This window comes from Methylocaldum sp. RMAD-M, assembly GCF_017832375.1.
Taxonomy (GTDB): Bacteria; Pseudomonadota; Gammaproteobacteria; order Methylococcales; family Methylococcaceae; genus Methylocaldum.
This window is the reverse complement of record NZ_JAFIBZ010000010.1, coordinates 1-25,406: the sequence shown is the minus strand read 5'-3', so window position 1 is coordinate 25,406 and position 25,406 is coordinate 1. Positions and strand designations below refer to the sequence as shown.

The window sequence follows — 25,406 nt, the reverse complement described above, 5'->3', positions numbered from 1 at the left end:
CTCATGCGGGCTCCGAGCGAAGCGGAACTCTTGGCGCTGTGGGAGCGCGGTCGAACGCGGCACCCGATCGATCGGGCGCTGTTGCTGGGCGGTTTCGCCCGTCCGGACCTTCCGTCCTCCCGCCTCCCCGATCTCCCCTTGGGTGTGATCAACACCGCGTTGCTGGGCCTACGCGAGGCCAGCTTCGGACCCCGCATCGAGGCGTACCTGGACTGCGAGCGCTGCGGCGAACGGCTGGAATTCGCGCTCGATAGCCGGCAATTGCTCGCCTGCACGGGGCAGGGCGACGGGCGTTCCGAACTGGAGGTCGCCGGTTTCCGTTTCCGCCCGCCTTCGAGCCGCGATCTCGCAGCGGTGGCGGGGGAACACGACGTGGAGACGGCGAGCCGGAAGTTTCTCGACCGCTGCCGGGTCGACGGCGGGAATACGGCCTGGACCGAAGACGCCGATCTGCGGGCCGAAGTCGAGGCCGGGCTGGAAGCGCTGGACCCCATGGCCGACATCGCCCTGGAGCTGGCCTGCGAGGCTTGCGGACACCGGTGGGTGGCGGGCCTCGACATCGGCGCGCTGCTCTGGGAGGAAATCGAGGCCCGTGCCCGCGCGCTGCTGACCGAAGTTCATCGTCTCGCCCGCGCCTACGGTTGGACCGAACCCGAGATTCTGGCGCTCTCGCCCGAGCGGCGCGCGATCTATCTCGAAATGGTGGACGCATCATGAGCGGATTCGTGCAGCGTCTCGTCGGACGGGCCATGGGCCTTACGCAAAGCGTCCATTCCGCCGCACGGCTGCCCTATGCGCCGCCGCCCGCCCTGGTCGAACCGGAGTTGCCGGAAGCCGTTCTGCCGAACTCGGTTCCCGGCGACAGCCGGTCTGCCCGCCAGTGGACCGTAGAGGACCCGGTGCGGCGGCTCGATGTTCCGGAGAACGTACCGGACAAGCCCGCTTTCGAAGCACGCGTCGCCGACCATGCGGCCTTTGTTCCGGACGTACCCAGAGCGAGCATCGGCCCGACGCCGGTCGCAGCCGAGACGGGGCAAGCGGGCTTTATGGATGCAGAAAGCCTTGAGGAATCGTCTGCTGAATCCGTGGCAGACCTCGTGCCTCGCAGCTCCCGCAGGATGATCGAGGGCGATTCTGCCGATCGCGAAGGACGAGTCAATGTCCATGGCCTGGCACACATGGTCGAGCCGCTTCTTCCTCCGCAACGGGCCATGCATTCGCCGGCATGGAATGCGGGGAATCGGCCGCCGGATTCCTCACGGGGCGCCGTCTCGGCAAGCCGGGCCGGGGAATCCACCGAGGTGCACGTGACCATAGGCCGGATCGAGGTCACCGCGGTGCACGAAGCGCCTCCGTCCAAGCGCCGGACGCCGCCGTCGGCCAAGCCGATGACCCTGGAAGAATACCTGGCGCGGCGGCGGGGAGAGCGCCCATGAGCAGCGCGCTCGCCATCGCCGGAGTCACCGCCGTGTTGCGCGACCTGCTCAACGACGGCCTGATCAATCAGAACGTGGCCGGCGTCATCGGCAGTTCGGTGTCGGTGAGCGTCGGCCCGCCCGACCGGGTGGTGCCGCCCAACGGCAGCGAAGCTTCCCAGCTCAACCTGTTCCTGCACCAGGTCACGCCCAACACCGGCTGGCGCAACGAGGGCCTGCCCTCGCGCGACGCCTCGGGTCGGCATCGCCTTTCCAATCCGCCCCTTGCACTCGACCTGCACTATCTCATTTCGGCCTACAGCAGCGGCGACTTGCACGCCGAGATCCTGCTCGGCTACGCCATGCAATTCCTGCACGAAACCCCGGTGCTCGCCCGCCAGGCGATCCGCAACGCCCTGACTCCCTCACCGCCGCCAGGCACCCCGCTGCAGCGCGCGTTGGCCGAGTCGGGCCTCGCGGACCAGATCGAACAGATCAAGATCACCCCCGCGTACCTCAATACCGAGGAAATGTCCAAGCTCTGGACCGCGATCCAGAGCCACTACCGGCCCACCGCCGCCTACCTGGCGAGCGTGGTGCTGATCGAGGCGGACCAGCCCGTCCGTTCGCCCCTCCCGGTGCTGTCCCGCGGTCCGATCGATCCGATCACCCAACGTGACCGCGGCGTGGTGGTGGAACCCGGCCTGGTGCCGTCGCTGCCCATGCTGGAAGCGGTCAAGCCGTCCGGCGGTCAGCCTGTGGCGCGGCTGGGCGAGACCATCGATCTCGAAGGCCACCACCTGGACGGGACCGGGCGCACGGTGTTGCTCACCAACGATCGTTTCGAGGTGGAGCAGAGTATCGCTGCCATGGGAACGGGAGGCACTGCGCTGATTCGGTTTTCCATCCCGGTGGCGCAGGCAGCCAGCTTTCCGGTCGGGGTCTGGCGTGTCGGTGCGCGGCTGGTCCGTCCGGGTGAGACCGAGCCGCGCGAGACCAACCGGCTCGCCTTGACGCTGGCTCCCGACATCACCGGCTTGCCCATGAACGTGGTCCGCGATGGCAACGGAACCGCCAGTTTCACGCTGAATTTCCATCCCGCCTTGCGCGCCGGACAGCGGGCGGTTCTGGTGCTGGGCCAGCAGGAGTTCGCTCCGGTGGCTTACGTCCCGCCGGTTACCGCGCTCAATTTCGTGATCGAGGACGCACCGGTCGGCTCCCATTTGGCACGGCTCCGGATCGACGGGATAGACAGCCCGATCATCGACCGCGCGGCCAAACCGCCGGTGTTCCTCGATCGCCGGATTACCATCACATGAACGCCCGGGAGTTCGAACACGACTGGACCGCCGGTAACCAGCGCCTGCTGACGGCGGAATTCGCCCGCCTGAAGGCGCGGCTCGACGGGCACGGGAGCGATGATCCGGCCGCTTTGGATAATGCAAGGGCCGCGATGCCCGCGCCCGCCGCCATCGACCACCTGGCCGAACGGTTCGATCTGAGTCCTTTCGAGCGCGACCTGCTGCTCCTCTGCGCCGGATTGGAGATGGACAGCGAACTGGCCGCCCGTTGCGCGGCTGCCCAGGGTCAGCCTTCCAGGACGCATGTCACTTTCGGCCTGGCGCTCGCCGTCCTGGAAGACGCCCATTGGAGCGCGCTCACGCCGGCCCGCCCGCTGCGCCGCTGGCGGCTGATCGAGGTGGACGAGAACGCCGGACTCAGCGCCGCCCGCCTGAAGATGGACGAGCGGGTCCTGCACTATCTCGCCGGGGTGAATTATCTCGATGTTCGGCTGCAACCGCTGTTGCAGCCGCGTCCGCCTGCCCGGACGATGGCTGAATCTCAACTCAAGGCCGCCGAAGCGGTGCTGGAAGCCTTCGAAGGACGCGAATCCTGGCCGATTGTGCAACTGGCAGGGGATGACGCCTCGGGACGGCAGGACGTGGCGGCTCGGGTCGCCTCGACGATGGGCTTGCAGCTTTGCGTGCTGCGGGCCGGAGACATTCCCGCCGCCGTCCACGAACTGGATTCGCTGGCCGTGTTGTGGCAGCGGGAGGCGGTGTTGCTGGAAGCCGCGCTGCTGATCGACTGCGGCCGGGAAGAAACGGCCCAAGGGACGGCGGTTCGGCTGGCTGAACGGCTCGGCGGCCTGGTGTTCCTCTCCGCCCCCGAACCCTTGGCCGTGCACCGGGCGAACCTGCGGTTCCTTGTCAATAAACCCGACGCCAGGGAGCAGAAACGGCTGTGGGAGGCGGCGCTGGGGACAGCCGCCGCCCGGCTCAACGGCGCGCTGGAGGGGGTTGCCGGCCAGTTCCGATTGGGCGCCGAGACGATTTCGAACACCGGCGCGGCCTTGCGCGCGACCTTGGCCGCGAGCTCCCATCCCGACGCAGAACTCTGGCGAGCCTGCCGGACGCTGGGCCGAACCCGGCTCGATGATTTGGCACAGCGGCTGGACTCCGCCGCCACCTGGGACGATCTGATACTGCCCGAGCCGCAAAAAGCCACGCTGCGCCAGATGGCCGCCCATGTGAGGCACCGGCTCAAGGTCTACGAGGACTGGGGCTTTTCCGGCAAGGGCGCGCGCGGGCTAGGCATCTCGGCGCTGTTCGCCGGCGAGAGCGGCACCGGCAAGACCATGGCCGCCGAAGTGCTGGCCAACGAGCTGCACCTGGACCTGTACCGCATCGACCTGTCCTCGGTGGTCAGCAAGTACATCGGCGAAACCGAGAAGAATCTCAGGCGGGTGTTCGACGCCGCCGAGGACAGCGGCGCCATCCTCCTGTTCGACGAGGCCGACGCGCTGTTCGGCAAGCGCAGCGAGGTCAAGGACAGCCACGACCGTTACGCCAATATCGAGGTGAGCTATCTCCTCCAACGCATGGAGGCCTACCGCGGCCTCGCCATCCTGACCACCAACCAGAAGGCGGCCCTGGACACGGCCTTCCAGCGCCGGCTGCGCTTCGTCGTCCAGTTTCCCTTCCCGGATGCTGGGGAGCGCGAAGCCATCTGGCGCGGCATCTTTCCCGCCGCCACCCCGACCGAAGGGCTCGACCCCGCCAAGCTCGCCCGGCTCCACGTCGCCGGCGGCAACATCCGGAACATCGCCCTCAACGCTGCCTTTTTCGCCGCCGAAGCCGCGGAACCGGTACGCATGCCGCACCTGTTGCGCGCCGCCTACGACGAAGCCGCCAAGCGCGAGCGGCCCCTGACGGACGTGGAAACGCGGGGGTGGGTATGAAGCGTGTCGTAGTGCATATCGATCGGCTGGTGCTGAAAGGATTTCGGCACGAGGACCGGCATGCCGTTGCCGCCGGTCTGCACGCGGAGTTAACCCGGCTGCTCGCCGATCCGGTCACGGTAGAGAGACTCGCGAACATCGGCAACGCCACGCGTGTACCTGTGGGCAATGTGCCCCTAGAGCACGGTGCAAAACCACAGTCGATCGGAACGCAAACGGCCCAGGCTATCGCACGGAGCATCAAATCATGAGGCAAGCCGCAACCTTGCAGACTGCCCAGGCGAAGTCGCATTCGTCTAGGGGCCAGATTGGGCAGCTGCAACGCAAATGCGCCTGCGGTGGCCCGGCGAGGTTCAGTGGTGAATGCGAGGAATGCGGAAAGAAGAAGGTCCTAGGTATTCAGAGCAAGCGGGTTGTCAGTGAACCCGGCGATCCCTATGAGCGGGAGGCGGATCGGGTGGCTGAAGAGGTGATGGCAAAACCGGCGCATGGCGGTAACGATGGGATTCCACCGCGCGTTCCGCCGATGGAGGCGCGCGTGCGGCGTCCGCTGCCTCAGCGCAAGGGGCTCGAACACCCGACCGATGTTGCGCCTGGCTCGTCCATCCCTCGAAACGGCAATACCGCACCTGCATTGTCGCTGCGCGTCTTGGGCCACGGCGGCAGCGTCGCTGCGCCATGGTTTGTCCAAGACGTGCTGCGGTCGCCGGGCCGCGGGATCGAGTCGCAGGCGCGAGCCCGGTTGGAATCTTCATTCGGGTGTGACTTTTCCGCGGTGCGCGTCCACGACGACGCCGCGGCTGCCCGCTCCGCCGCTGGACTGCAGGCCCGCGCCTACGCTGTCGGCGAGCACCTCGTTTTCAATGCCGGGCAGTACGCGCCGAAGACAGGCGTAGGAATGGCGCTGCTTGCCCACGAGCTGGCGCACAGCCTCCAGCAACTCGGCTCATCGCCCGCGGCTCTGGCGAGTGCCGACGCCAGGCCTGCCGCCCAAATCCACGGGCCGATCGGCGTCGGCGTTGCCCGCGCGCCACAAGCGCCGGTCGAATCGCGCGCCGATGTGCATCAACGCGTACTTGCAACGCTGAAGAAGATCCAGGACGACGGCACACTTACGGGCCCGCGGCGTTTGGCAGCCGTTCTCGATCTGTGCGAAAGCGTGCCCACTGAGCACGCGGCGGGTCTGGCGGCCCGCCTCGAACCGGGCGCCAAGGGCGACGAATTCGCGAAATACGTGGCAAACAATTTCTCGGCCGAGCGCGCGCAGATGCTCGCAGCCTTGCACGAGAAGGCGCGTACCGATCCTACGCCGGCGGGCGGCGATGTGGCTGCCGAAGCGAAAGCCGCGAAAGAACTCGAAGCAGGCTTGGCTCAATCGACTAAGGAATTGACGGAGGGCATCGCACGGGGCCGCACTTCGCTTGCCGAGGCGGAAAAGGTGATTGCCGACGCGGCGCCTAAGCTCGATCCGGATCTTGTCGACATTGTCGAAGCGCAGGCTGAATCGATGCACGACACGTTCGAGACGCTCGAAGCGCTGATGCCCGTGCTTGCGGCGATGCCGGCAGACCAGCGCGCGGTCGTTGTCGGCGCCGCGACAATCGAACTACAGATGCTGTATCGGAATGCCGAGCATCTGAAGGACATGGCCAAGATCGTCGCCTGGGATGTCCCGCCTGCCGTCGAGAACGTAGATGAGGTCGAAGAGAAGCTGACCGAATACACCGATTGGCACGAGTCATGGATCGAGACCAACGCGGAAGTCGGCAGCCTCGCGTCGGATCTCGTCGGCTTGCTGGCGGGCGAGGACGAGTCGATTCGGATCGATCTCAACGTCGCCCAACACTTCATCGATTACCAGAAACGCGGCACCGAGGAAGGGAAGGCCTTGGGCGAAGTTGACAAGCATGTTGATGAAATCATCGCCGAAGGCAAGAAGATCCAGGACCGCGCCGATGCTTCCGGTGTCGCGACAACAGTTGCCGAGATTTTGATGGCGTTGCGCGGTCGCCGCTTTGCGCTACGCCGGCCGCCACGCTTTCGGGGCCGGGCAGCCAAGCGCCCGCGCCCGACCGCGCGCCCGCGCAAGCAACTGCGTAGAACCGCAAGCTCGAAGAAGACATCGAAAAAGTCGTCGGCCAAGCAGGAGCGCCGCAAGAAGCGTAAGGAAAAGCGCAAGGAGAAGAAAAGTGGCGCTTATCCGCTCTGTTGGCCCGTCATCCTGCGCCCGCCGATGCTTGCAGGGGTTCCGGTGACCCAGTTCATTCGCACCCCCGGCGTCGACCGCGAACCGGACGTCGCCGACCAGCAGCGCCAGCAACTGCGTTATCGGCAAACGGTAGATCCGGGCTTTGTGGCCGGGCGTTACCACGTCCACCACTCGGTGCCGCTGTTTCTGGGCGGTCTGGATTCGCCGATGAACATGACGCTGATCGAGGGCCCCACTCACTTGAAAGGGCACCGTCAACTGCAACACCAACCGCAGATGCTCAAGCCGCCCGGTAAGTTGAAGCCGCTGCCGGAGAACCTTTACACACATCCTGCCGGAACACGCTATTACCTCAAGGGGTTCAAGACCGATGTCAAGCAGACCTGCTGACCTGCCCAAGGCTATCTGGTTGAAGAGCAGGGAATGACCTATTTAGTCGGCCCCGAATCGAATGGCGCCTTGGCGTCCCTGCAAGTGGCGGCGTGTATCCACCGTATTGCGCGCGAGCCACACGCCGGGCAAAAAGCCCGCGTAGATGGAAGGCCAGGGGATGATGGGTTTCGGCTATCACCTCTACCCATCCTGCGGCGGCGGTGGTCAGAGGCGAGGCATGAATCCCGACATTCGACGAAGGAGGAATGGGAACTGCTCGATATGAACGGGATCGGCGTCGGAATTGGTTTTTTGGAACGAACCGAAGATATGAGAGCTGCCCGCCATGGTGTGAGCCGATGATTACGTACACGGGGTCACAGTCGAGGAACGCCGCCGCAGCCTCGTCAGTAACGGGACGAGGCGTACTCTTGCAGCGCAAGTGCGCCTGCGGCGGCTCGTCTGGCCTGAGCGGCGAATGCGAGGAGTGCCGAAAGAAGAAGATGCAGGGTATTCAGACCAAGCTAGCGATCGGCGAACCCGGCGACTCGTACGAACTGGAAGCGGACCGGATCGCCGATCAGGTGCTCGCGACGCCCTCGCGACCCGCCACCCGCGACGCGCCGACGCGCATCCAGCGCTTTGCCGGGCAGCCGGCCGAGCAGGCCGAAGCCGCGCCCGCCAGTGTGGACCGGACGCTGGCCGACTCCGGCACATCGCTGGAACCGGCGGTGCGGCAGGACATGGAAGCGCGCTTCGGTTACGACTTTTCCCGAGTGCGGGTGCATACCGGCGCGGACGCCGAGCAGTCGGCTCGGGAGGTGAACGCTCTGGCTTATACAGTGGGACGCGATATCGTGTTCGGCGCCGGCAGATTCGCGCCCGAGACTCGCGAGGGGCAGCGCTTGCTGGCGCATGAGCTGACGCACGTGGTGCAGCAGTCGGGTGCGGATCAGGCTCATGTTCGGCAAGGCAAAGAAAAACATGGATTTTCCCCTATGCCATTACGGTCCCTGCGGCAGCGTGACCGATCGATGCTGCGCCTACAGCGGGACTTGGTGTTCGCTGCCGGCTATGGTCGGCCTTATAGAGGCCGCAATGCCGATCAGCAAGAAACGCGCGATGCCGAGCGCAGTCGCTGGCATCCGGCGTCGATCGATATGGAGCAGGCTGCCGCCGGATCGGGTGGCGGCAGCGGCGTCAGTACGCTCGATGCATTGCTCGCGCATATCGAGGCGCAAGGCAAGGGTGCGATCACGGAGTTGGGATTGATCGCGCATTCGAATTCGAGCCATTTCGCGCTGGCGGGAACCATCGACCTGGCTCAGAACGATGTCATCTTCGATCGTGCCGACGCGCTGATCAATGTCGACACCCTCAAATCCAAAGCCGAACGCATCGCCAAGTTGCGCGACCGCTTCGCGGAGGACGCCAAGATCATTCTGTACGGCTGTAACGCCGGCTCGGGCAAGGATTTGCTCGATGCCATCAGCAATGCGTTCAAAGTCTGCGTGCGAGGCTTCTCCGACGAAATCCAGTACTGCATCACCTGGGACTCGCGCACTCGACGAATCGGCGACAGCGATCGCGGGCGTGTATGGATCGCCAATCCGAACGATCCACTCCCGGAATCCAGGCCGCGCTGCGAACGCTTCTTCCGCAGCGTGAAGTCGCTCATCACCAATCGGGAGTCCTGCGTAGGCGTGACACCCAAGCGCGTCATCGATTTCGAGCGTCTCATCAAAGAGTTCGACAAAGCGACCATCGATAAGTGGGGAACCGACGAGGAGGGCGTCTATCGCGTTCTGCAAACGCTCGGGCGTGACCAAACCCTGATCGAAGAGTTCCGCCGTCGTTACCGCATTAAGCACAAAGCCGAAGGGCTGACGCTTGATGCAGTCATCGAGGACGAGTTCAGCGGCACCGAACTCGAATATGCCCTGCAGCTTATCAATCGCGGCAAGCCGCAGACGCCTCAAGCGATTCGCGCGGCTCCGGCCAAACCCGCCGATTTGGATGTTGCCGCAAAGCGTTTGTATACCGCTTTCTTCGGTGAGATAGGCACGGACGAGGAGGCCGTGTATGCGGTGCTCTTGCCGTTCCAAAACGACCCGGAGAAGTTGCAGGAGCTCGAGGCCGCCTATGCGAAACTCGACAAGGAAATGAGCTTGCGCGAACGCATCGAAGACGAGATGAGCGGTTCGGAACTCGATTACGCCTTGGAATTGTTGAAGAAAATCAAGAAGCCGTGAACATGGCCAAACCCTTGCGAGCCTCACCCGATAGATCGCGGCCTTCGAACTTTTCCTTCGGCGGCGCAATCGGCGTTAATTCGTCACGCCAAGCTGCGAGGAACGATCGATGACCACCTATCCCAACTCACCGAAGGTCCTCAAAGGCGGCCTGGTGCTGATCGATCCCGAGTCGGCGCGAGTGCTGCGCATCATTTCGCTGCAGTACAACCCGGACTCGCTGTCGCGCACATTGCAGATCCAGTCGGCCGGGGGGGAAGCGGCCAACCGCTCGGAGCCGATGCGCTTCAAGGGGCCGGCGGTGGAGACGATCAAGCTGGACGCCGAGATCGATGCCGCCGACCAGTTGGAGTTTCCGGACCAGCATCGCGCCGTGGTCGAGCACGGCATCCAGCCTCAACTGGCGGTGCTCGAATCCCTGGCGCATCCGACCAGCGCCCAGTTGTTGCGGGTCGATGCCGAGGCCAGTTCCGGGACGCTGGAAATAGCGCCCATGGAGGCGCCGCTGATGCTGTTCGTGTGGAGCAAGAGCCGTGTGGTGCCGGTGCGGCTGACGGATTTCTCCATCACCGAGGAAGCTTTCGACCCCGCCCTGAACCCGATCCGCGCCAAGGTGAGCCTGGGGCTGCGCGTGCTCTCGGTGGACGACCTCGGCTTCGCCCACAAGGGCGGAAGCCTGTTCATGAGCTATCTGCAAACCAAGGAACAACTCGCGGCGAAGGCCCAGCCGGGCAGTTTCGCGGCGCTCGGCATCGGAGGGGTTGGATGAGCCGTCAGCTATCAGCTTTCAGCGGTCAGCCGTCAGCTATCAGCGGTCAGCTATCAGCGGTCAGCAAATAAGTTGGAATCGCTGATAGCTGAATGCTGATAGCTTAACAATGCGGAACTTTAGAGAGTTGAAAGTATGGGAAAGATCTCATCAACTGACCCTGATCGTGTATCACGTTACGAAGCGCTTTCCCCCGGAAGAGCTGTACGGATTGATGACCCAAATGCGGCGGTCGAGCGCCTCGATCCCGGCCAATATTGCTGAAGGTTGTGGCCGTAGCGGAGATGCGGAGCTTGCCCGGTTTCTCCAAATCGCCATGGGCTCGGCGAGTGAGCTCGAATACCAAGCGCTACTGGCCGGCGATCTCCGATACTTAGATAAGGCAACGTGCGATCAACTTGGAGACGACATTATGGAGATAAAGAGGATGCTAGCGGGTTTCCTTAAGACGCTGAGACAAGCTGACAGCTAATTGCTGAAAGCTGACGGCTGACAGCTAACTACCGAGAGCTAACTAATGACTGATCCAATCCAAGCCTTTCTGCAAGCCAACGCCCTGGTCACGCCGCTGTTTCCCGCCACCAGCCGTTATCACGGCATCGCGGCGGCCCAGCTCGTGCGGCCGGACGGCACGACGGTCGCTTATCTGAAACGCCGCTTCGTGCCGCCGCCGGAAAACTTCGCGCTGCTCCAGGAGCACACGGTGGCGGCGGGAGACCGGCTGGACAATCTGGCCGCGCGCTATCTCGGCGATCCGCTGCAATACTGGCGCATCTGCGACGCCAACCGCGCCATGCGCCCGGAGGAACTGACCGAGACCGCCGGGCGGCGACTGCGCATCACCTTGCCGGAAGGCGTTCCGGGAGTAGCGGATGCTGGCTAAAGGAATTCAGCTCACCTTGCTGATGGGCCCGGTGGTGCCCGTTCCGGCCCCGCGGGTGGTGATGGATGCGCTCGACAGCGTCGAGGTCAGGACCGCGGCGGGCGCGGACAGCGGTTTCCAGCTTTCGTTCCAGTTCGGCAGCAAGTCGGAGCTGAACACGATCTTTCTGATCGCCGGGGCGCAGAGCACCGGTCCCGCGACGCCGCCTTTGCGGGTGATGCTGATCGTGACCCTGAACGGTACGCCCCAGCCGCTGTTCGACGGCGTCATGACCAATGTCCAGGTGCAGGCGGGAAGCAACGGGGCCCCGGGCACGGTGACGGTCACCGGCGAAGACCTCACCAAGGCCATGGACATGCTGGATCTCAGCGGCCTGCCGTTCCCGGCGCTGCCCATCGAGGCGCGGGTGGCGCTGTTGTGCGCCAAGTACGCGCCGTTCGGCATCATTCCGCTGGTGATTCCCGCACTGTTTCCGGACGTGCCCATCCCCGTCGACAAGATTCCCGCCCAGCAGGGCACGGATCTCCAGTACATCCGGCAACTGGCGGACGAGGTGGGCTACGTCTTCTACATCGAGCCGGGGCCCACGCCCGGCACCAACATCGCCTACTTCGGACCCGAGATCAAAGTGGGCGTGCCGCAGCCGGCGCTCAACGTGGACATGGACGCACTGACCAACGTGGAGTCGCTGAGCTTTTCCTTCGATCCCACCAAGGGGGTGCTGCCGGTGGTCTTCATTCAGAATCAGCTGACCCGTGTGCCGATTCCGATTCCCATCCCCAATCTCAATCCCTTGCAACCGCCCTTGGGTGCGTTGCCGACGCCCATCGCCAATCTCACCGTGCTCAAGGACACGGCCAAGATGAATCCCATGCAGGCGATTTCCATGGGACTCGCGGAGGCCAAGAAGTCGCAGGACGCGGTCAGCGCCAACGGCAGCCTGGACGTGCTGCGCTACGGCCGGGTGCTCAAGGCCCGGCAACTGGTGGGAGTACGCGGTGCGGGCGTGGCCTACGACGGGCTCTACTACGTCGAGAGCGTCACCAGCACTCTCAAGCGCGGCGAGTTCAAGCAGAGCTTTCGGCTCACGCGGAACGGCCTGGTTTCCATCACGCCGAGGGTGCCCGTATGAACGAGAGCGGCAAATATTACGGCAAGTACCGCGGCATGGTGCTCAACAACATCGATCCCTTGCAGCAGGGCCGCTTGCAGGTGCAGGTGCCGGACGTGGCGGGCCTCGCCCCGGCGACCTGGGCCATGCCCTGCGTGCCGATCGCCGGCATCCAGAACGGCATGTTCGCCCTGCCCATCATCGGTTCGGGCGTGTGGATCGAATTCGAGCAGGGCAATCCGGACTATCCGATCTGGGTGGGCTGTTTCTGGGGCAGCGGGGCCGAAGTGCCGGCGCTGGCCCGCGCCACGCCGCCGGGCCTGTCCGCCATCACCCTGCAGACGCCGTTGCAGAACGGACTGACGATTTCGGATCTGCCGGGCCCCACCGGGGGCATCATGCTGAAAAGCGCCACGGGGGCGACGCTGATCGTCAACGACACCGGCATCTACATCCAGAACGGCAAGGGCGCGATGATCACCCTCGTCGGGCCGACAGTGACCATCAACAACGGCGCGCTGACGGTGGTCTGAGATGCCCGGACCGCTTCTGCATGTCGGCGCTTCGGTACTGTGCGCGCACGGCGGCACGGCAACGCCCACCGCTCCGAACCCGAGGGTGCTGGTGAGCGGCCAGCCCACGGTAACCATGGCCGCGCCCTACGCCATCGCCGGCTGCCCGTTCAACGTGAGCGGCGGCCCGGTGCCCTGCGTCACCGGACAGTGGGTGGTGGCGGCCACGCGGGTCTTTTCCAACGGCCAGCCGCTGGTGCTGATGGACAGTCAGGCCGTCTGCGCGCCGAACGGCACGCCGCTCCTGCCGGTGGCGGCACAGACGCGGGTGATAGGAGCTTGATGGCTGACAGCTATCAGCTATCAGCTGTCAGCCGAGAACTGAAAGCTGACAGCGAGTTGATTTCTGGTTCCCACGCGCTGCGTGGGAACCGATTCGGCCCGCGCTGCGGGCCGTGACGGGGCGCGGCGCGCCAGAACGGCATTCCCACGCCACGCGTGGGAACGAGAAGAATAACTGATCGCTGAAAGCTGACAGCTGATAGCTAACATCCATGAACCTTCAATACCCCTACCAGTTCGACGATCGAGGGCGCACCGCCGAAGCCGGCGAGGAGGCGTACATCCGCGGCCTGATCGAGCAGGTGCTGTTCACCTCGCCGGGCGAGCGGGTGATGCGGCCCGATTTCGGCAGCGGGCTCATACAACTGGTGTTCGCGCCGAATAGCGTCGAACTGGCCGCGACCACCCAGTTCCTGGTGCAGGGCGCGCTGCAGCAATGGCTGGGCCATCTGATCGCGCTCGACGGCGTGGAGGTGGAAGCGATCGAGTCGACCCTGAGGGTGACCGTGCGTTATGCGATCCGCCGTACCGGTACCAGCCAAGTAGCGACGTTCGAACGCGGAGGGGCGCTGCCATGATCTACCATTGCTGCGACGAACGGCGCCGCAATAAGGTCGCCGCCCATCCCACCCTCAACGGCATCGACTATCTGGAAGTGCTGGACCGCGAAGCGCCGCTCGGCAGCCCGCGCCAGCAAACCTTGTTGGTCCGGCTGTTCAAGGCGGTTCCGCCGGGTTTCGCGGCCCAGCAGGTCCGCATCGAAGGCGGCGAGCGGGTGCGCGGCGTCCGCGTCGAATGGGTGGCGCCGGCTTCCGCGCCGCCGGCGGAGGCCACCCCCGCCGAAGCGGCGTTCTTCGCCGGCCTGCCCGAGCCGGACCACGTCCTGCTGGTCCGCGTCGACCGCTACGGCGATTTCTCGCCGTACCGGTTGCGTCTGGTGCGCTCGGCGCTGGACGAAACGCCGCCGCAAAACTTCGACCCGCGGCTTTCCGAGGTGGAATTCTCGTTCAAGGTCGAGTGCGACAGCGAGTTCGACTGCCGGAAGCGGGAGGACTGTCCCGAAGAGCCCGTCCCGGCGCCGGAGATCGATTATCTCGCCAAGGATTATCCAAGCTTCCGCCGGCTCATCCTGGACCGGATCAGCCAACTGGTGCCGGACTGGCGCGAGCGCAGCGCCGCCGACCTGGGCGTGACCCTCGCCGAACTCATGGCCTACGTGGCGGATCAACTGTCCTACCGGCAGGACGCCATCGCCACCGAAGCCTACCTGGAAACCGCGCGCCTGCGCACTTCGCTCCGCCGCCATGCCCTGCTGGTCGACTATCCCATGCACGAAGGCTGCAATGCCCGAGTCTGGCTGCACGTGGCGGTGAATGCGGACGGAGTGGCCTTGCCGCGGGCCGGCACCCGTTTCTACGGCCGGGTGCCGGGTTTGCCGTCGCGTATCGTCCCCGGATCGCGGGATGACGAAGCCGCCTTGCGGAAAAGTCCCGCGATTTTCGAGCCGCTGCACGATGTCGTGCTTTACGCGGCGCATAACGAAATCGATTTCCATGCCTGGGGCGATCGCCGCTGCTGTCTGCCCAAGGGCGCGATTCGGGCGACGCTCGCCGGCCATCTCGCCGTGCTGGAAGCGGGCGACGCCTTGCTGTTCGAGGAGGTGCTGGGACCTTCGACCGGCGAGCCGGGCGACGCCGATCCCGCGCACCGCCACGTGGTGCGGCTGGTCTCGGTACGCAAGTTCTCGCCGGACGACCCCGCGGCGCCGCTCACCGATCCCGTCAGCGGCGCGGAGATTACCGAGATCGCCTGGGCCGCCGAGGACGCCTTGCCGTTCCCGCTGTGCATTTCCTCGGTCACCGACGAGGCGCACGGCGAAGTGGAGCTCGACCGGGTCAGCGTCGCAAGGGGCAACCTGGTGCTCGCCGATCACGGTTTCACCTTGCCGGCGGACGAGAACCTGGGCAGCGTGCCCCCGGCGCGGCTGGTTTATCCGCCCGAGCGCGACGCCAATCGCTGCACCGGCGCCGAGCCCGTGGAGCTTTCGCCGCGTTTCGCGCCGAGGCTCCGTAACCTGCCGCTCACCTACGCGGGCACGGTGCTCAAGACGACCGTGAAGGAGGGAGTGAGCCGCACCGAACGCCTGGCCTTCGATCCGGAAGCGCCGGCGGCGTTCGCGATGCAATGGCTTATGGAGGACTGCCTGCCCGCGATCACCCTGAACGGCGGCACTTGGACGGCGCGGCGCGACCTTTTGAACAGCGAGCCGGACGATCCCCATTTCGTCGTCGAGGTCGAGCACGACGGTTCGGCCAGCTTGCGCTTCGGCAACGGTGTGCACGGGCAACGGCCCAAAACCGGTATGGCATTTACAACGCGCTACCGGGTCGGCAACGGCCGCGCCGGGAACGTCGGCGCGGACACCATCGCCCACGTGGCGAGCGGCGACGGTTCTGTGCTCGGCGCGCGCAATCCCCTGGCCGCCCAGGGCGGCGTGGACCCGGAAGACGCCGCGGTGGTGCGCCGGCGCGCCCCGCAAGCCTTCCGCCGCCAGGAACGGGCGGTCACGCCGGAGGACTACGCCGAAGTCACCGAGCGCCATCCCGGCGTGCAGCGTGCGGCGGCGACGCTGCGCTGGACCGGGAGCTGGTACACGGTGTTCGTCACCGTGGACCGGGCCGGCGGCCTGTCGATAGCCACGGACGACTTCGAGCCCCGGATCACCCGCCACCTCGAGCGTTACCGAATGGCGGGCCACGACACCGAAATCAACGATCCGGTGTTCGTCTCCCTGGAAATCGATCTCCTGGTCTGCGTCCAGGCGAATTATTTCCGTTCCGACGTGCGCGCGGGATTGCTGGCGGTCCTGGGCAACCGGATGCTGCCCGACGGGCGGCGCGGGCTGTTTCATCCCGATAACCTGAGCTTCGGCCAAACCGTCTACCTGAGCTCGCTATACGCGGCGGCCCGCCAGGTCGCGGGCGTGGGCTCGGTGCAGGTGACCCGCTTCCACCGCCAGGGCAGCGAGGACCCGGGGCCGCTCGCCGACGGTTTCCTGCGCCTGTCCCGGCTGGAGATTCCCCGCCTCGACAACGACCCCAATTTCCCGGAGCACGGCGTGCTTCGCCTGTCCCTATTCGGAGGCAAGTGATGGCCGATTCCAGCCTCGACCACTGCGGATGCTGCGCGGGCCTCGACGCCGAGACGCCGGCGCGCATCGACAACCCGCCCGGCCAGTCCGCCGTCGCCTACCGGGTCGGCGTGCACGCGAGCTTCAGGGAATCCCTGCTCGCCCGGCTTTCGAGCAGCGGCTTGCCGGCCCTCGCGGGGCTTACCACCCGGGACGGCGGCGATTTCACCATCGCCCTTTGCGATGCGCTGGCCACCACCCTGGACGTGCTGTCCTTCTATCAGGAACGCATTGCCAACGAGAACTTCCTGCGCACGGCGACCGAGCGCCGCTCGATTCTCGAACTGGCCCGCCTGATCGGCTACGAGCTCGCGCCCGGCGTGGCCGCCTCGACCTTTCTCGCCTTCACCCTGCAGGAGGTTCCGGGCAGTCCCGCGCTGGCCGCGGGTCCCGTGGAGATTCCGGTGGGTGCCAGGGTGCAGAGCGTGCCGGGTCCGGGCGAGCAGCCCCAGACCTTCGAGACCGTGGAGCCGGTGGAAGCCCGCGCCGAATGGAACGCCATTCCTGTGCAGACCTCGGTCCCCTGGCACCCGCGCTTCGGCGACCGCGAGCTGTGGCTGGCCGGAGTGGGCAACGGCGTGGGGGCGGGCGATGTCATCCTCGTGGTGGGCCAGGAGCGGCTCGACGATACCGGCAGCGAGCGCTGGGACGTCCGGCTGCTGACCCTCGTGGAGGAAGACAGGGAGAAACAGCGCACCCGGATCGCCTGGGACGAACCCCTGGGCAGCACCAGCCCCCATGTCGAGCCGGCCGCCGCGGGTGCCACCGTCTACATCTTCCGCCAGCGCGCCGCGCTGTTCGGTCACAATGCGCCGGACCCGCGTATCCTGTTCACCCCGAACAACCCCGCGCCCGAGGGTCTGCTTACGGCAAACGGGCAGCAGTGGGCTAACTTCGGGATTCAGGGTTCCCGAATCGATCTCGACGCGGAGTATCCGAAAATCGTTCCGGGCAGCTGGATCGCCCTGGTCGCCGCGGCGCCGCCGCCCGATTCTGTGGATATCGGGATTCTGGGCCCCATCGAGTTGATTCCGGTGGCTTTCGCCAACTCGGCCGTGGCGTCACCGGTCGCTAGCGCACTCTCCTCGATGCCGTCGGGTTTAGCCAGTGCCGTTTCGTCGAAGCTCGCCGCAGGGTATGTGGAACTCTATCGCGCCCAATCCGTCGCGCATCTTTCCCGCCGCGACTACGGCTTGAGCGGGAAGATTACCCGCATAGTGCCGGACACGACCGAAAACATCGGCCTGTTCGGTCTGCGCGAGACCTTGGTGCTGGCCCAGTCCGAGCCGCTGCCGGTGACCTCGACGCCGCTCGGATTTCCTCTCTACGGCGACCTGCTCGCGCTGGGCCGGCTCGCGCCGGGAATCGGCCCCGGCCGTGCGCTGGCGATCGGCGGCAAGCGCGCCCGCGTGCGGCTGCGCAAGGGCAGGAGCGCTGTGACCATGACGCTCGTGGAAGGGGGCAGCGTGACCGTCGAGGAAGGAGACTCCCTGCGCCTCGCGGCCGCGCCGGAGCAGAAATCCGGCAGCGCATGGCTGGTGCTCTCCCCGCCGCAGTTCGGCGAGCGGCTCGCCAACCCGGGCAGCGCGGAGTTGCGCCTCCGGCTGCTGGACCGGGACGGGCGGGAAGGGGTGCTGGAGGCGGCCGCCGCTGCCATCGAACCGGCGCCGCCGGAACCGGGCGACGAGGAGGTGTCGGAAATCGCTTTCGTCGGGGAACTGGCGAGTTCCGTGAGCCAGGACCGCGACCGCAGCTATTTCACCCTCGCGGCGCCCCTCAAGCACGTCTACGACCGCGAGTCCGTGCGCGTCAACGCCAACGTCGCGCGCGCCACCCACGGGGAAACGGTGAACGAGATCCTGGGCAGCGGCGACGCCCGCGTGGCCAACGCCGGCTTCGGCCTGCGCCAGGCGCCGCTCACCTTCGTGAGCGCGGCCACCCCGAGCGGGCGCCAGTCGACCCTGGCGCTGCGCGCCAACGATCTCCTCTGGCAGGAGGTTCCCAGCCTCTACGCCCGGGGGCCGAACGAGCGGGTGTACGAACTCGCCATCGACGACCAGGCGCGAGCCACGGTGCGGTTCGGCGACGGCATCGAGGGTGCCCGCCCGCCGTCCGGCGACCATAACCTGCGCGCCGCCTATCGCAAGGGCCTGGGGCTCGCGGGCAATGTCGCGGCGGGCAAGCTCACCACCCTGCTCTCGCGCCCACTGGGCGTTACCGGCGCCACCAATCCCGAGCCGGCGGGCGGCGGGGAAGACCCGGAAGCCGAGGAGCGGGCGCGGGTCAACGCGCCGCTCACGGTGCTCACCCTGGAGCGGGCGGTATCGATCCGGGACTACCGGGATTTCGCCCGCGCCTTCGCCGGCATCGCCAAGGCCCACGCCCTGTGGCTGCCCAGCGGTCCGGCCCGCGGGGTGTTCCTCACCGTGGCGGGCGAGGAGGGGAGCGCCGTTCCCGCGAACGGCGATACGTTCCGCAACCTGCAGACGGCGTTGCGCCGCCATGGCGATCCGCTCCTGCCGCTGACCCTGGTCAGCTATCGCGACGCGCGGTTCCGGACGCGGCTGGCGGTGAAAGTCGCCGCCGAGGCCGAGCCGGAGCTGGTGCTTGCCGGCGTCGAAGCCCGCCTCAGGGAAGCCTTCGGCTTCGAGGCGCGCGGCTTCGGCCAGGGGGTCTCGGTGGACGAGGTGGCCGCCGTCGCCCAGGCCGTAACCGGCGTCGAGGCGGTGCACGTGGCCGAGCTGCACCGGAGCGACACGCCGGTTCCGAAATTCGCGCCCCGCCTGTTCGCGGCGCTGCCCGTGGCCTCCCTCGGCGCGGCGCCGCTGGCCGCCGAGCTGCTCACCCTGGACGCCGCGCCCCTGGTGCTGGAGACGATGTCATGAGCTTCGACGCCGATACCCTGTTCCGGCTACTGCCGGCCATCCACCGCATCCGCGACGCCGAGCTGGCCGCGGGCCTCGAGGGTCTCCTGACGCCGGCGGAAGCCGCCGAACTCGCCGCCCTGGAGTCTTTGCCGAGCCCGACCGTCGCCGAGCAGGAGCGGATCGAGGCGCTGCGCGGGAAAGCCGCCCAGGGGCCCCTCAAGGCCCTGCTGATGGCCTTCGCGGACGAGTTCGCGGTCCTGGAGGAGAATCTCGACCAGCTCTACGACGACCTTTTCATCGAAACCTGCGCGGACTGGGCGATTCCCTATATCGGCGACCTGATCGGCTACGAACCCTTGCACGCCCTGGGCGAAGCGCGCGGCTTGGCTCGCGCCGAGGTCGCCCACACCATCGCCCTGCGCCGCCGCAAGGGTACGGCGGCCGTGCTGGAGCAGCTCGCCCGCGACGTCACCGGGTGGAACGCCCGCGCGGTGGAGTTCTTCCAGTTGCTGGGGACCACCCAGTACATGAACCATCTCAGGCCGCACAGCCGGTACGCGCCCGACCTCCGGCAATGGGAACCGCTGGCGCGGATCGGCACGGCCTTCGATTCGACGGCGCACACCGTGGACGTCCGGCGGATCGAGAGCCGGCGCGGGCGCTTCAACATCCCCAACGTGGGGATATTCCTCTGGCGACTCGACGCCTATCCGCATACCCGGAGCCCGGCGGTGCGGGTCGACGACCGGCGTTACCTGGCGAGCCCCCTGGGCCATCCGCTCCAGATTTACGCCAACCCCGTGGCCGAGGACGAAATCACCCACCTGGCCGAGCCCATCAACGTGCCTGACCCGATCGGCCGCCGGATGCTGGATGCCCGCAAGGCGCTTTATTACGGTTCGCGGGAATCGTCCGGGGCGGAGGTCGACAACGCCGAGCCCAGTCTCGTGCTGTACGCGGACGGCGTCGAGGTGCCCCGAGAAAGCGTCGTGGCCTGCAACCTGGCCGACGACGGCGCCGATTGGGCGCACGCGCCGCTTACCGGGAACTTGCCCGACGGGACGACCCTGGGCGACAAGTACGGCATCGATCCCGTGCTGGGAAGGATCGCGCTGGGGGATTCCGTGGCCGTGCCCCAAAGCCTTCGGGTCACCTATCACTACGGGTTCCCGGCGGACCTGGGCGGCGGCGAATATCCCCGCGAACGTCGCGCCGACGCGCCGGGAACTTCCGTGATCCGGGTACCCGACGACCACGCCACGATCCAGGCCGCCCTGGCCGCCCTGGCCGGCGACGGGGTGGTGGAAATCACCGACAGCGGGCGCTACGAGGAAACCCTGGCGGTGAACGTGAATGCCGGCGGGCATGTGATCCTGCGGGCCGCCGAGCGGTGCCGGCCGACGCTGATCCTCGGCGGGGATCTTTCCGTCACGGGCGGAGCGGAAAGCGCCTTCAGCCTGGAGGGGCTGCTGGTGGCCGGCGCGCGGCTGCACGTGCCCGCTGCGGGCAACAAACTCGCGCGCCTTCGCATCGCCCATGCCACCCTGGTGCCCGGTTTGGCGCTGGACGGGGCGGGCGATCCCGTTTCACCGGGCGCCGCGAGCCTGGTGGCCGAACTGCCGGGCTTGGCCGTGGAACTGGAACGGGCGATCCTGGGCGCCCTACGGGTGGCCGAGGGGGCGAGACTCGCGGCCACGGATGCCATTCTCGATGCCAACGATTCCGCCGCCACGGCTTATTGCGCGCCGGACGAGGTTTCGCCGGGCGGCGAACTTTCCCTCACCGCCTGCACCGCAATCGGCAAGATCAACGCGGACGCCGTGGGTCTTATTTCCAACAGCATCCTCCTGGCCCGCGCCACGCCGGGCGACACCCTGCCGCCGGTGTACGCGCGGCGCCGCCAGACCGGCTGCGTGCGTTTTTCCTATCTGCCCTTCGCCTCGCTGGTCCCGCGCCGCCATCGCTGTCAGCCGGAGAGCGCGGAGGGTGAGTCCGACATTGCTCCGCATTTCACCTCGCTGCGCTACGGCGTCCCGGCGTATTGCCAGCTCATGCGCAGCACTCCGGACGAAATCCGGCGCGGGGCGGACGACGAGAGCGAGATGGGCGCCTATCACGCGCTGTTCGCCGCCCAGCGCGAGGCCAATTTGCAGATTCGTCTGCGCGAATTTCTACGCGTCGGGCTGTCGTCCGGCGTTTTCTACGAGACTTGAGGAGCCCGAGCCATGAGCTTCGACTGCAGCCGTTTCAGTTTTCACCCGTGGAAGGATTTCTTCGGGGTGGTGATGCAACAGGGGAGGGTGCAACTGGATTCCGACTGGAACGAGTGGGTGGCGGAGCTCGCGCGCCGCCTCCAGGCCGGGACGCTGGATACCGTGGGCCGCGCGGTGGTGCCCCGCACCACGCCCAACGGCTTCCGCATCCTCGCCACCGCCGGGGCGTTGACCATAGGTCCGGGACGCCTGTATGTGGACGGCCTGCTGGCGGAGAATCACGGCGCACAGCCCGCGCAGTGGGACGCCACGCTCGCCGAGCTCACCGGCACCGGCGACGTGCCGTTTTTCGGGCAGCCGTACCTGCCGTTCAACGCCACCGACCAGGCCGCGCCCGCGGATATCTTCAACCGTCCCGCCCTCACCGGGGGGCCGCACCTGGTGTATCTCGACGTCTGGCAGCGCGAGGTCACCCATGTGCAGGAACCGGCGCTGGTCGAGAAGGCGGTGGGGGTGGACACCACGGCGCGCCTGCAAACCGTCTGGCAGGTGAAGGTGCTGGCCGGCATCGACAACGCCAATTGCGCCACGCCGGACAGCGAGGTGCCCGGCTGGGCGGCGGTCATCCGGCCCTCGGCGGGCCGGCTCACCAATTCCACGGGGGATGTGCCGGGCGATCCCGACCCTTGCCTGGTACCGCCCACCGCGGGCTACAAGGGCCTGGAGAACCAGCTGTACCGGGTGGAGATTCATCGCGGTGGCGGGCAGGGAACGGCCACCTTCAAGTGGTCCCGCGATAATGCCACGGTCGCTACCCGAGTCATCGAGATCCAGGGCGGCAACCGGCTGGTGGTGGAGAGCGTCGGCCGTGACGAGGTGCTCGGCTTTCATGCCGGAGGCTGGATCGAAATCCTGGACGACTGGCACGAACTGCACGGGAGACCCGGCCTGCTGCGCCGTATCCGGTCCGGCGACGGAGTGGACGCCGCCACCCGCTCGATTTTGCTCGAAGACGCGCTGCCCGCAGGACTCTTTCCCGTCGACGCCCAGGGCCGCACCAACGCTACCCGTCATACCCGCATCCGCCGCTGGGATCAGTCGGGGCTGGTGCGTCGCGCCGACGGTTCCACCTTCCACGATCTGAACGCCTCGGCGAGCTCGGACGGCATTCCGCTGCCGCCCGCGGGAACCCGGCTGGCGCTGGAGAACGGCATTCTCGTCGAATTCGACCTGGACCCGGCGGGCGGCGAATACCGGGCCGGCGATTACTGGGTGTTCGCGGCGCGGGTGGCGGACGGCAGCATCGAGCCGCTGGACCATGCCCCGCCCCGGGGAATTCATCACCATTATGCCCGGCTCGCGGTGGTAACCCTGCCCGATAGCGAGACCGATTGCCGGGTATTCTGGCCGCCCGAAGCGGTGGGCGAGAGCTGCGACTGCACCGTGTGCGTCCACCCCGAGGGACATAACGCGGGCACCGCGACGATCCAGCAGGCCATCGACAGCATCCGCCAGCGCGGCGGCACCATCTGTCTGGATACCGGGACTTACCGGCTGGACGCGCCGCTCAACCTGGAAGGCGTCCGTTCCCTGAGGATACGCGGTCAGGGATGGCAGACCCTCCTGCAGGGCACCGCCGCCGGGCCCCTGGTGCGGATCGCCCAGGGCGTCGGCGTGACCGTCGAGAACCTGGCCCTGGCCGGGGCGGCCGCCGGCGGAGGCACGACCGCGCTGATCGAGGTCGCGGCCTGCATCGATCTGCACCTGGTGCACCTGGCCGTGCTCGCTGTGGCGGCCGGCGATGCGACCTCCGCCGCGGTGGGCCTCTCGGGCGCGGTGCTCGCCGCGTCGATCCGCGATTGCACCCTGGTCGCCGAGCAGGGCGTGGCGGCCCTGACCGGGGAGCGCAATTATCTCCTCACCGGGCAATGCCGGGTGACCGATAACGTGTTCCTATGCAGCCAGAGGGGAGTGAACTTCGCCGGCATGAGCCTTCATTACGGCGAACTGCGGCTGGCGGGCAACTTGCTGCTCGGCTGCTCCCTGGCGGGCGTCGTGGTGACGGGCGGAGCGCTGCCGGCGGCGAGCATCGCCATCGCCGGCAACCTCATGCATATCACCGGCGCCGGGGTGGTCGCGGGCACCGACGGCTTGCGCATCGTCGACAACGAGATCGTGGGCTCGGGCGAGGCGGCGGCGGACGGCATCGTGCTGGAACCCGGCCTGGACAAGGTTTCCATCGATCGGGTCATGATCCACGGCAACCGGATTCGCGGACTACGCGGCAACGGCCTGGCGATCCGCCAAACGCTGGGCAGGGCCATGATCAAGTCCAACGTCATCGAGGACACGGGACTCGGCGCGCTGGTCATGGAGCGCAAGGCCGGCGCCGCCTATCTGTGCCTGGAAAACAACCAGTTTTCGAACCTGGGGGCGGGATTCAATCAGGAGGGTCGGCCGTTTTTCGGCGTGCTCCTGACGGATGTCGCGCGGGCCGATGTGGTCAACAACCTGTTCGCCGGCGTCGCCCGTCAAGCCAACCAGAGCCCGCTGCGCGCGGCACTGCTGGCGGTGGCTTCGGGGGAACTGCGGGTGGCGGGCAACCGGATGTTCGGCATCGGCCCCCAGAGTTTTCTGGGGCGCACCGTGGGATTGGCGGTGGGCGCCAGCTTCAGCCAACTGGCGGTGGAAGACAACTCGCTGGCGCGCCTGGAGGGGACCGAAACCACGAGTGCCGCCGCTTGGCAAGCGATCGTCGTCGCCCCGTCCGGCGCGGCGCAGGGCGGACCCGCGGGCGGGACTACGGTGACCGCGCCGGGGGTGATGGTCTTGCCCGTGAAGGAAGGCTACCTCTACCTGAGCGCCTTTCGGGCGCGCATCCTGGCGAGCCTGGCGCGCGGCAATACCAGCTTGCGGGGAAACCGCCTGCGCGGGACGCTTACGGTAATGCCTTTGGTGGAAATCGATGACGTGCTGAGCTGTCTCTTCGATCAGAACGATGCCGAACTGAGCGGTGCCGTCACCGCAGGACCGGCGCCGCTGGTCGGGCGCATCGGCTGCGATCACGCGAGCGTGGCCAACAACCGTCTGGTCGGCGTGACCGAATTTCCGACCCTGTCGCTGACCGCGAGAAATTTTGCGGTCCTCGGCAACTTGACCAGCGGTGCCATCGAGGTCAACGGAACGGCGTTGCCGGCACCGTGGAACGCATTAAATGTCCATATTTAGGTAAGGAGTGAATTCATGCGTGTCATTACGCTCAGGAGCGAGGCCAATATCGGTGCCTTGGCCGATCGCCTCTTCGCCAATCTCACGCCGGAAACGCGCAAGGTCGCCGAGGCATCGCTGCTCAAGGCCAACCCCCATCTCGCCCGCGCCGACGCCTTCAAGCCGGGCGCGGTGGTGCGGCTCCCCGAAGTGCCGGGCGTGAAGCCCAAGCCGTCGGCGGCTAACAAGGATCCGCGCGACGATCTGATCGACGGCCTCCGGGAGGCGGTGTCCGGCTATCGCGCCCGCTTGGCGGCGGGGCTGGAAGCCGAGAACGGCGAAATCAAGGCCCAACTGGAACTGCTCAAGCAGCGCGAGATCGCGGCCTTGCTGAAGAACGTGCCGGGTGCGGAGGAACTGGCGAAGGATCTCGCCGATTCGCTGAAACAGGCGGCCAAGACATTGCCGCAAGACATGAAACGCCAGGAGGAGGTGTTCGCTCAGATCGAAAAGGATCTTTCCTCCCTCGTCTGATCGAGCGGCTTTTCCTAACCTCTTCACAAACTCGCTACCGGTTCCGGCAGTCTATTTAGGGGAAAGCAGTCACGAGGTAGCGAGCAGTGGACGCGTTTCTCAACATCGATCCTGATTAGCGACGAAGTTCAGTACAGGCTCACATAGTGAGCCGCTAGGGTCCTTAGACTATGGGCATCTATCACAAGCGGGGTGTCCCATGCCTATGAACCGGGTGCAATTTCAAAAGGGTTTGTCGTTGGCCGAGTTTCTGACGCAATACGGCAGTGAAGCGCAGTGCGAAGCGGCA

At 66.6% G+C, this 25,406-nt stretch carries 20 protein-coding genes; 19 read left to right on the top strand and 1 reads right to left on the bottom strand.

The genetic code is table 11. The features are described from left to right. The first annotated feature begins 3 nt into the window (after positions 1–3). The 10 genes from JOD69_RS11735 to JOD69_RS11690 all read left to right on the top strand — a co-directional run bounded on the left by JOD69_RS11735 (position 4) and on the right by JOD69_RS11690 (position 11,141). On the top strand, positions 4–717 hold the full coding sequence (locus JOD69_RS11735; protein WP_086134059.1) for a hypothetical protein: 714 nt from the start codon (positions 4–6) through the stop codon (positions 715–717). Beyond that, on the top strand, positions 714–1,436 hold the full coding sequence (locus JOD69_RS11730; RefSeq protein WP_086134060.1) for a hypothetical protein: 723 nt from the start codon (positions 714–716) through the stop codon (positions 1,434–1,436). Before JOD69_RS11735 ends, JOD69_RS11730 begins: the two co-directional genes overlap by 4 nt. Continuing rightward, positions 1,433–2,734 carry a DUF4255 domain-containing protein gene (locus JOD69_RS11725; protein ID WP_086134061.1) on the top strand — a complete coding sequence of 434 codons (1,302 nt, stop codon included), beginning with the start codon at positions 1,433–1,435 and terminating at the stop codon, positions 2,732–2,734. The genes JOD69_RS11730 and JOD69_RS11725 overlap by 4 nt, the downstream gene beginning before the upstream one ends. Then, positions 2,731–4,656, top strand: coding sequence for an ATP-binding protein (locus JOD69_RS11720; RefSeq protein WP_086134062.1), 1,926 nt, complete (start codon positions 2,731–2,733; stop codon positions 4,654–4,656). Before JOD69_RS11725 ends, JOD69_RS11720 begins: the two co-directional genes overlap by 4 nt. Further along, a complete protein-coding gene (locus tag JOD69_RS11715) occupies positions 4,653–4,907 on the top strand; it encodes a hypothetical protein (RefSeq protein ID WP_077729982.1) in 255 nt (84 codons plus the stop codon). The genes JOD69_RS11720 and JOD69_RS11715 overlap by 4 nt, the downstream gene beginning before the upstream one ends. Next, on the top strand, positions 4,904–7,255 hold the full coding sequence (locus JOD69_RS11710; RefSeq protein WP_086134063.1) for a DUF4157 domain-containing protein: 2,352 nt from the start codon (positions 4,904–4,906) through the stop codon (positions 7,253–7,255). The genes JOD69_RS11715 and JOD69_RS11710 overlap by 4 nt, the downstream gene beginning before the upstream one ends. Before the next feature lie 413 nt (positions 7,256–7,668). Beyond that, entirely contained in the window at positions 7,669–9,489 is a 1,821-nt protein-coding gene (locus tag JOD69_RS11705; protein ID WP_205781042.1) for a DUF4157 domain-containing protein, read from the top strand. 109 nt (positions 9,490–9,598) lie between these two features. Continuing rightward, positions 9,599–10,258, top strand: coding sequence for a hypothetical protein (locus JOD69_RS11700; protein WP_086134065.1), 660 nt, complete (start codon positions 9,599–9,601; stop codon positions 10,256–10,258). 127 nt (positions 10,259–10,385) lie between these two features. After that, on the top strand, positions 10,386–10,730 hold the full coding sequence (locus JOD69_RS11695; RefSeq protein ID WP_205780743.1) for a four helix bundle protein: 345 nt from the start codon (positions 10,386–10,388) through the stop codon (positions 10,728–10,730). Between the two features lie 45 nt (positions 10,731–10,775). Further along, entirely contained in the window at positions 10,776–11,141 is a 366-nt protein-coding gene (locus tag JOD69_RS11690; protein ID WP_077729987.1) for a hypothetical protein, read from the top strand. A gap of 6 nt (positions 11,142–11,147) precedes the next feature. Here JOD69_RS11690 and JOD69_RS24670 read toward each other — a convergent pair whose 3' ends face one another. Next, positions 11,148–11,411 (bottom strand): hypothetical protein, encoded by a 264-nt coding sequence (locus JOD69_RS24670; RefSeq protein WP_245245578.1) that lies wholly within the window; start codon positions 11,409–11,411, stop codon positions 11,148–11,150. Here JOD69_RS24670 and JOD69_RS11685 point away from each other — a divergent pair. The 9 genes from JOD69_RS11685 to JOD69_RS11645 all read left to right on the top strand — a co-directional run bounded on the left by JOD69_RS11685 (position 11,410) and on the right by JOD69_RS11645 (position 25,117). Then, positions 11,410–12,273: a hypothetical protein gene (locus tag JOD69_RS11685; RefSeq protein WP_205780745.1), complete on the top strand. Its 864-nt coding sequence runs from the start codon at positions 11,410–11,412 to the stop codon at positions 12,271–12,273. The genes JOD69_RS24670 and JOD69_RS11685 overlap by 2 nt on opposite strands. Further along, positions 12,270–12,785 (top strand): phage baseplate assembly protein V, encoded by a 516-nt coding sequence (locus tag JOD69_RS11680; RefSeq protein WP_077729989.1) that lies wholly within the window; start codon positions 12,270–12,272, stop codon positions 12,783–12,785. The genes JOD69_RS11685 and JOD69_RS11680 overlap by 4 nt, the downstream gene beginning before the upstream one ends. 1 nt (position 12,786) lies before the next feature. Continuing rightward, the gene (locus JOD69_RS11675) at positions 12,787–13,107 is read left to right on the top strand and encodes a hypothetical protein (protein WP_077729990.1); all 321 of its coding nucleotides are present in this window, start codon (positions 12,787–12,789) and stop codon (positions 13,105–13,107) included. A gap of 211 nt (positions 13,108–13,318) precedes the next feature. Next, entirely contained in the window at positions 13,319–13,684 is a 366-nt protein-coding gene (locus JOD69_RS11670) for a GPW/gp25 family protein (protein ID WP_086134067.1), read from the top strand. Next, the gene (locus JOD69_RS11665) at positions 13,681–16,257 is read left to right on the top strand and encodes a putative baseplate assembly protein (protein ID WP_086134068.1); all 2,577 of its coding nucleotides are present in this window, start codon (positions 13,681–13,683) and stop codon (positions 16,255–16,257) included. Before JOD69_RS11670 ends, JOD69_RS11665 begins: the two co-directional genes overlap by 4 nt. Further along, positions 16,257–19,181, top strand: coding sequence for a putative baseplate assembly protein (locus JOD69_RS11660; protein WP_205781043.1), 2,925 nt, complete (start codon positions 16,257–16,259; stop codon positions 19,179–19,181). Before JOD69_RS11665 ends, JOD69_RS11660 begins: the two co-directional genes overlap by 1 nt. Continuing rightward, positions 19,178–21,376, top strand: a complete 2,199-nt coding sequence (locus JOD69_RS11655; RefSeq protein WP_086134069.1) for a hypothetical protein — start codon at positions 19,178–19,180, stop codon at positions 21,374–21,376. The genes JOD69_RS11660 and JOD69_RS11655 overlap by 4 nt, the downstream gene beginning before the upstream one ends. 12 nt (positions 21,377–21,388) lie before the next feature. Next, positions 21,389–24,604: a DUF6519 domain-containing protein gene (locus JOD69_RS11650; protein WP_168183799.1), complete on the top strand. Its 3,216-nt coding sequence runs from the start codon at positions 21,389–21,391 to the stop codon at positions 24,602–24,604. 15 nt (positions 24,605–24,619) lie between these two features. Further along, positions 24,620–25,117 carry a hypothetical protein gene (locus JOD69_RS11645; RefSeq protein ID WP_086134070.1) on the top strand — a complete coding sequence of 166 codons (498 nt, stop codon included), beginning with the start codon at positions 24,620–24,622 and terminating at the stop codon, positions 25,115–25,117. Positions 25,118–25,406: the final 289 nt, after the last annotated feature.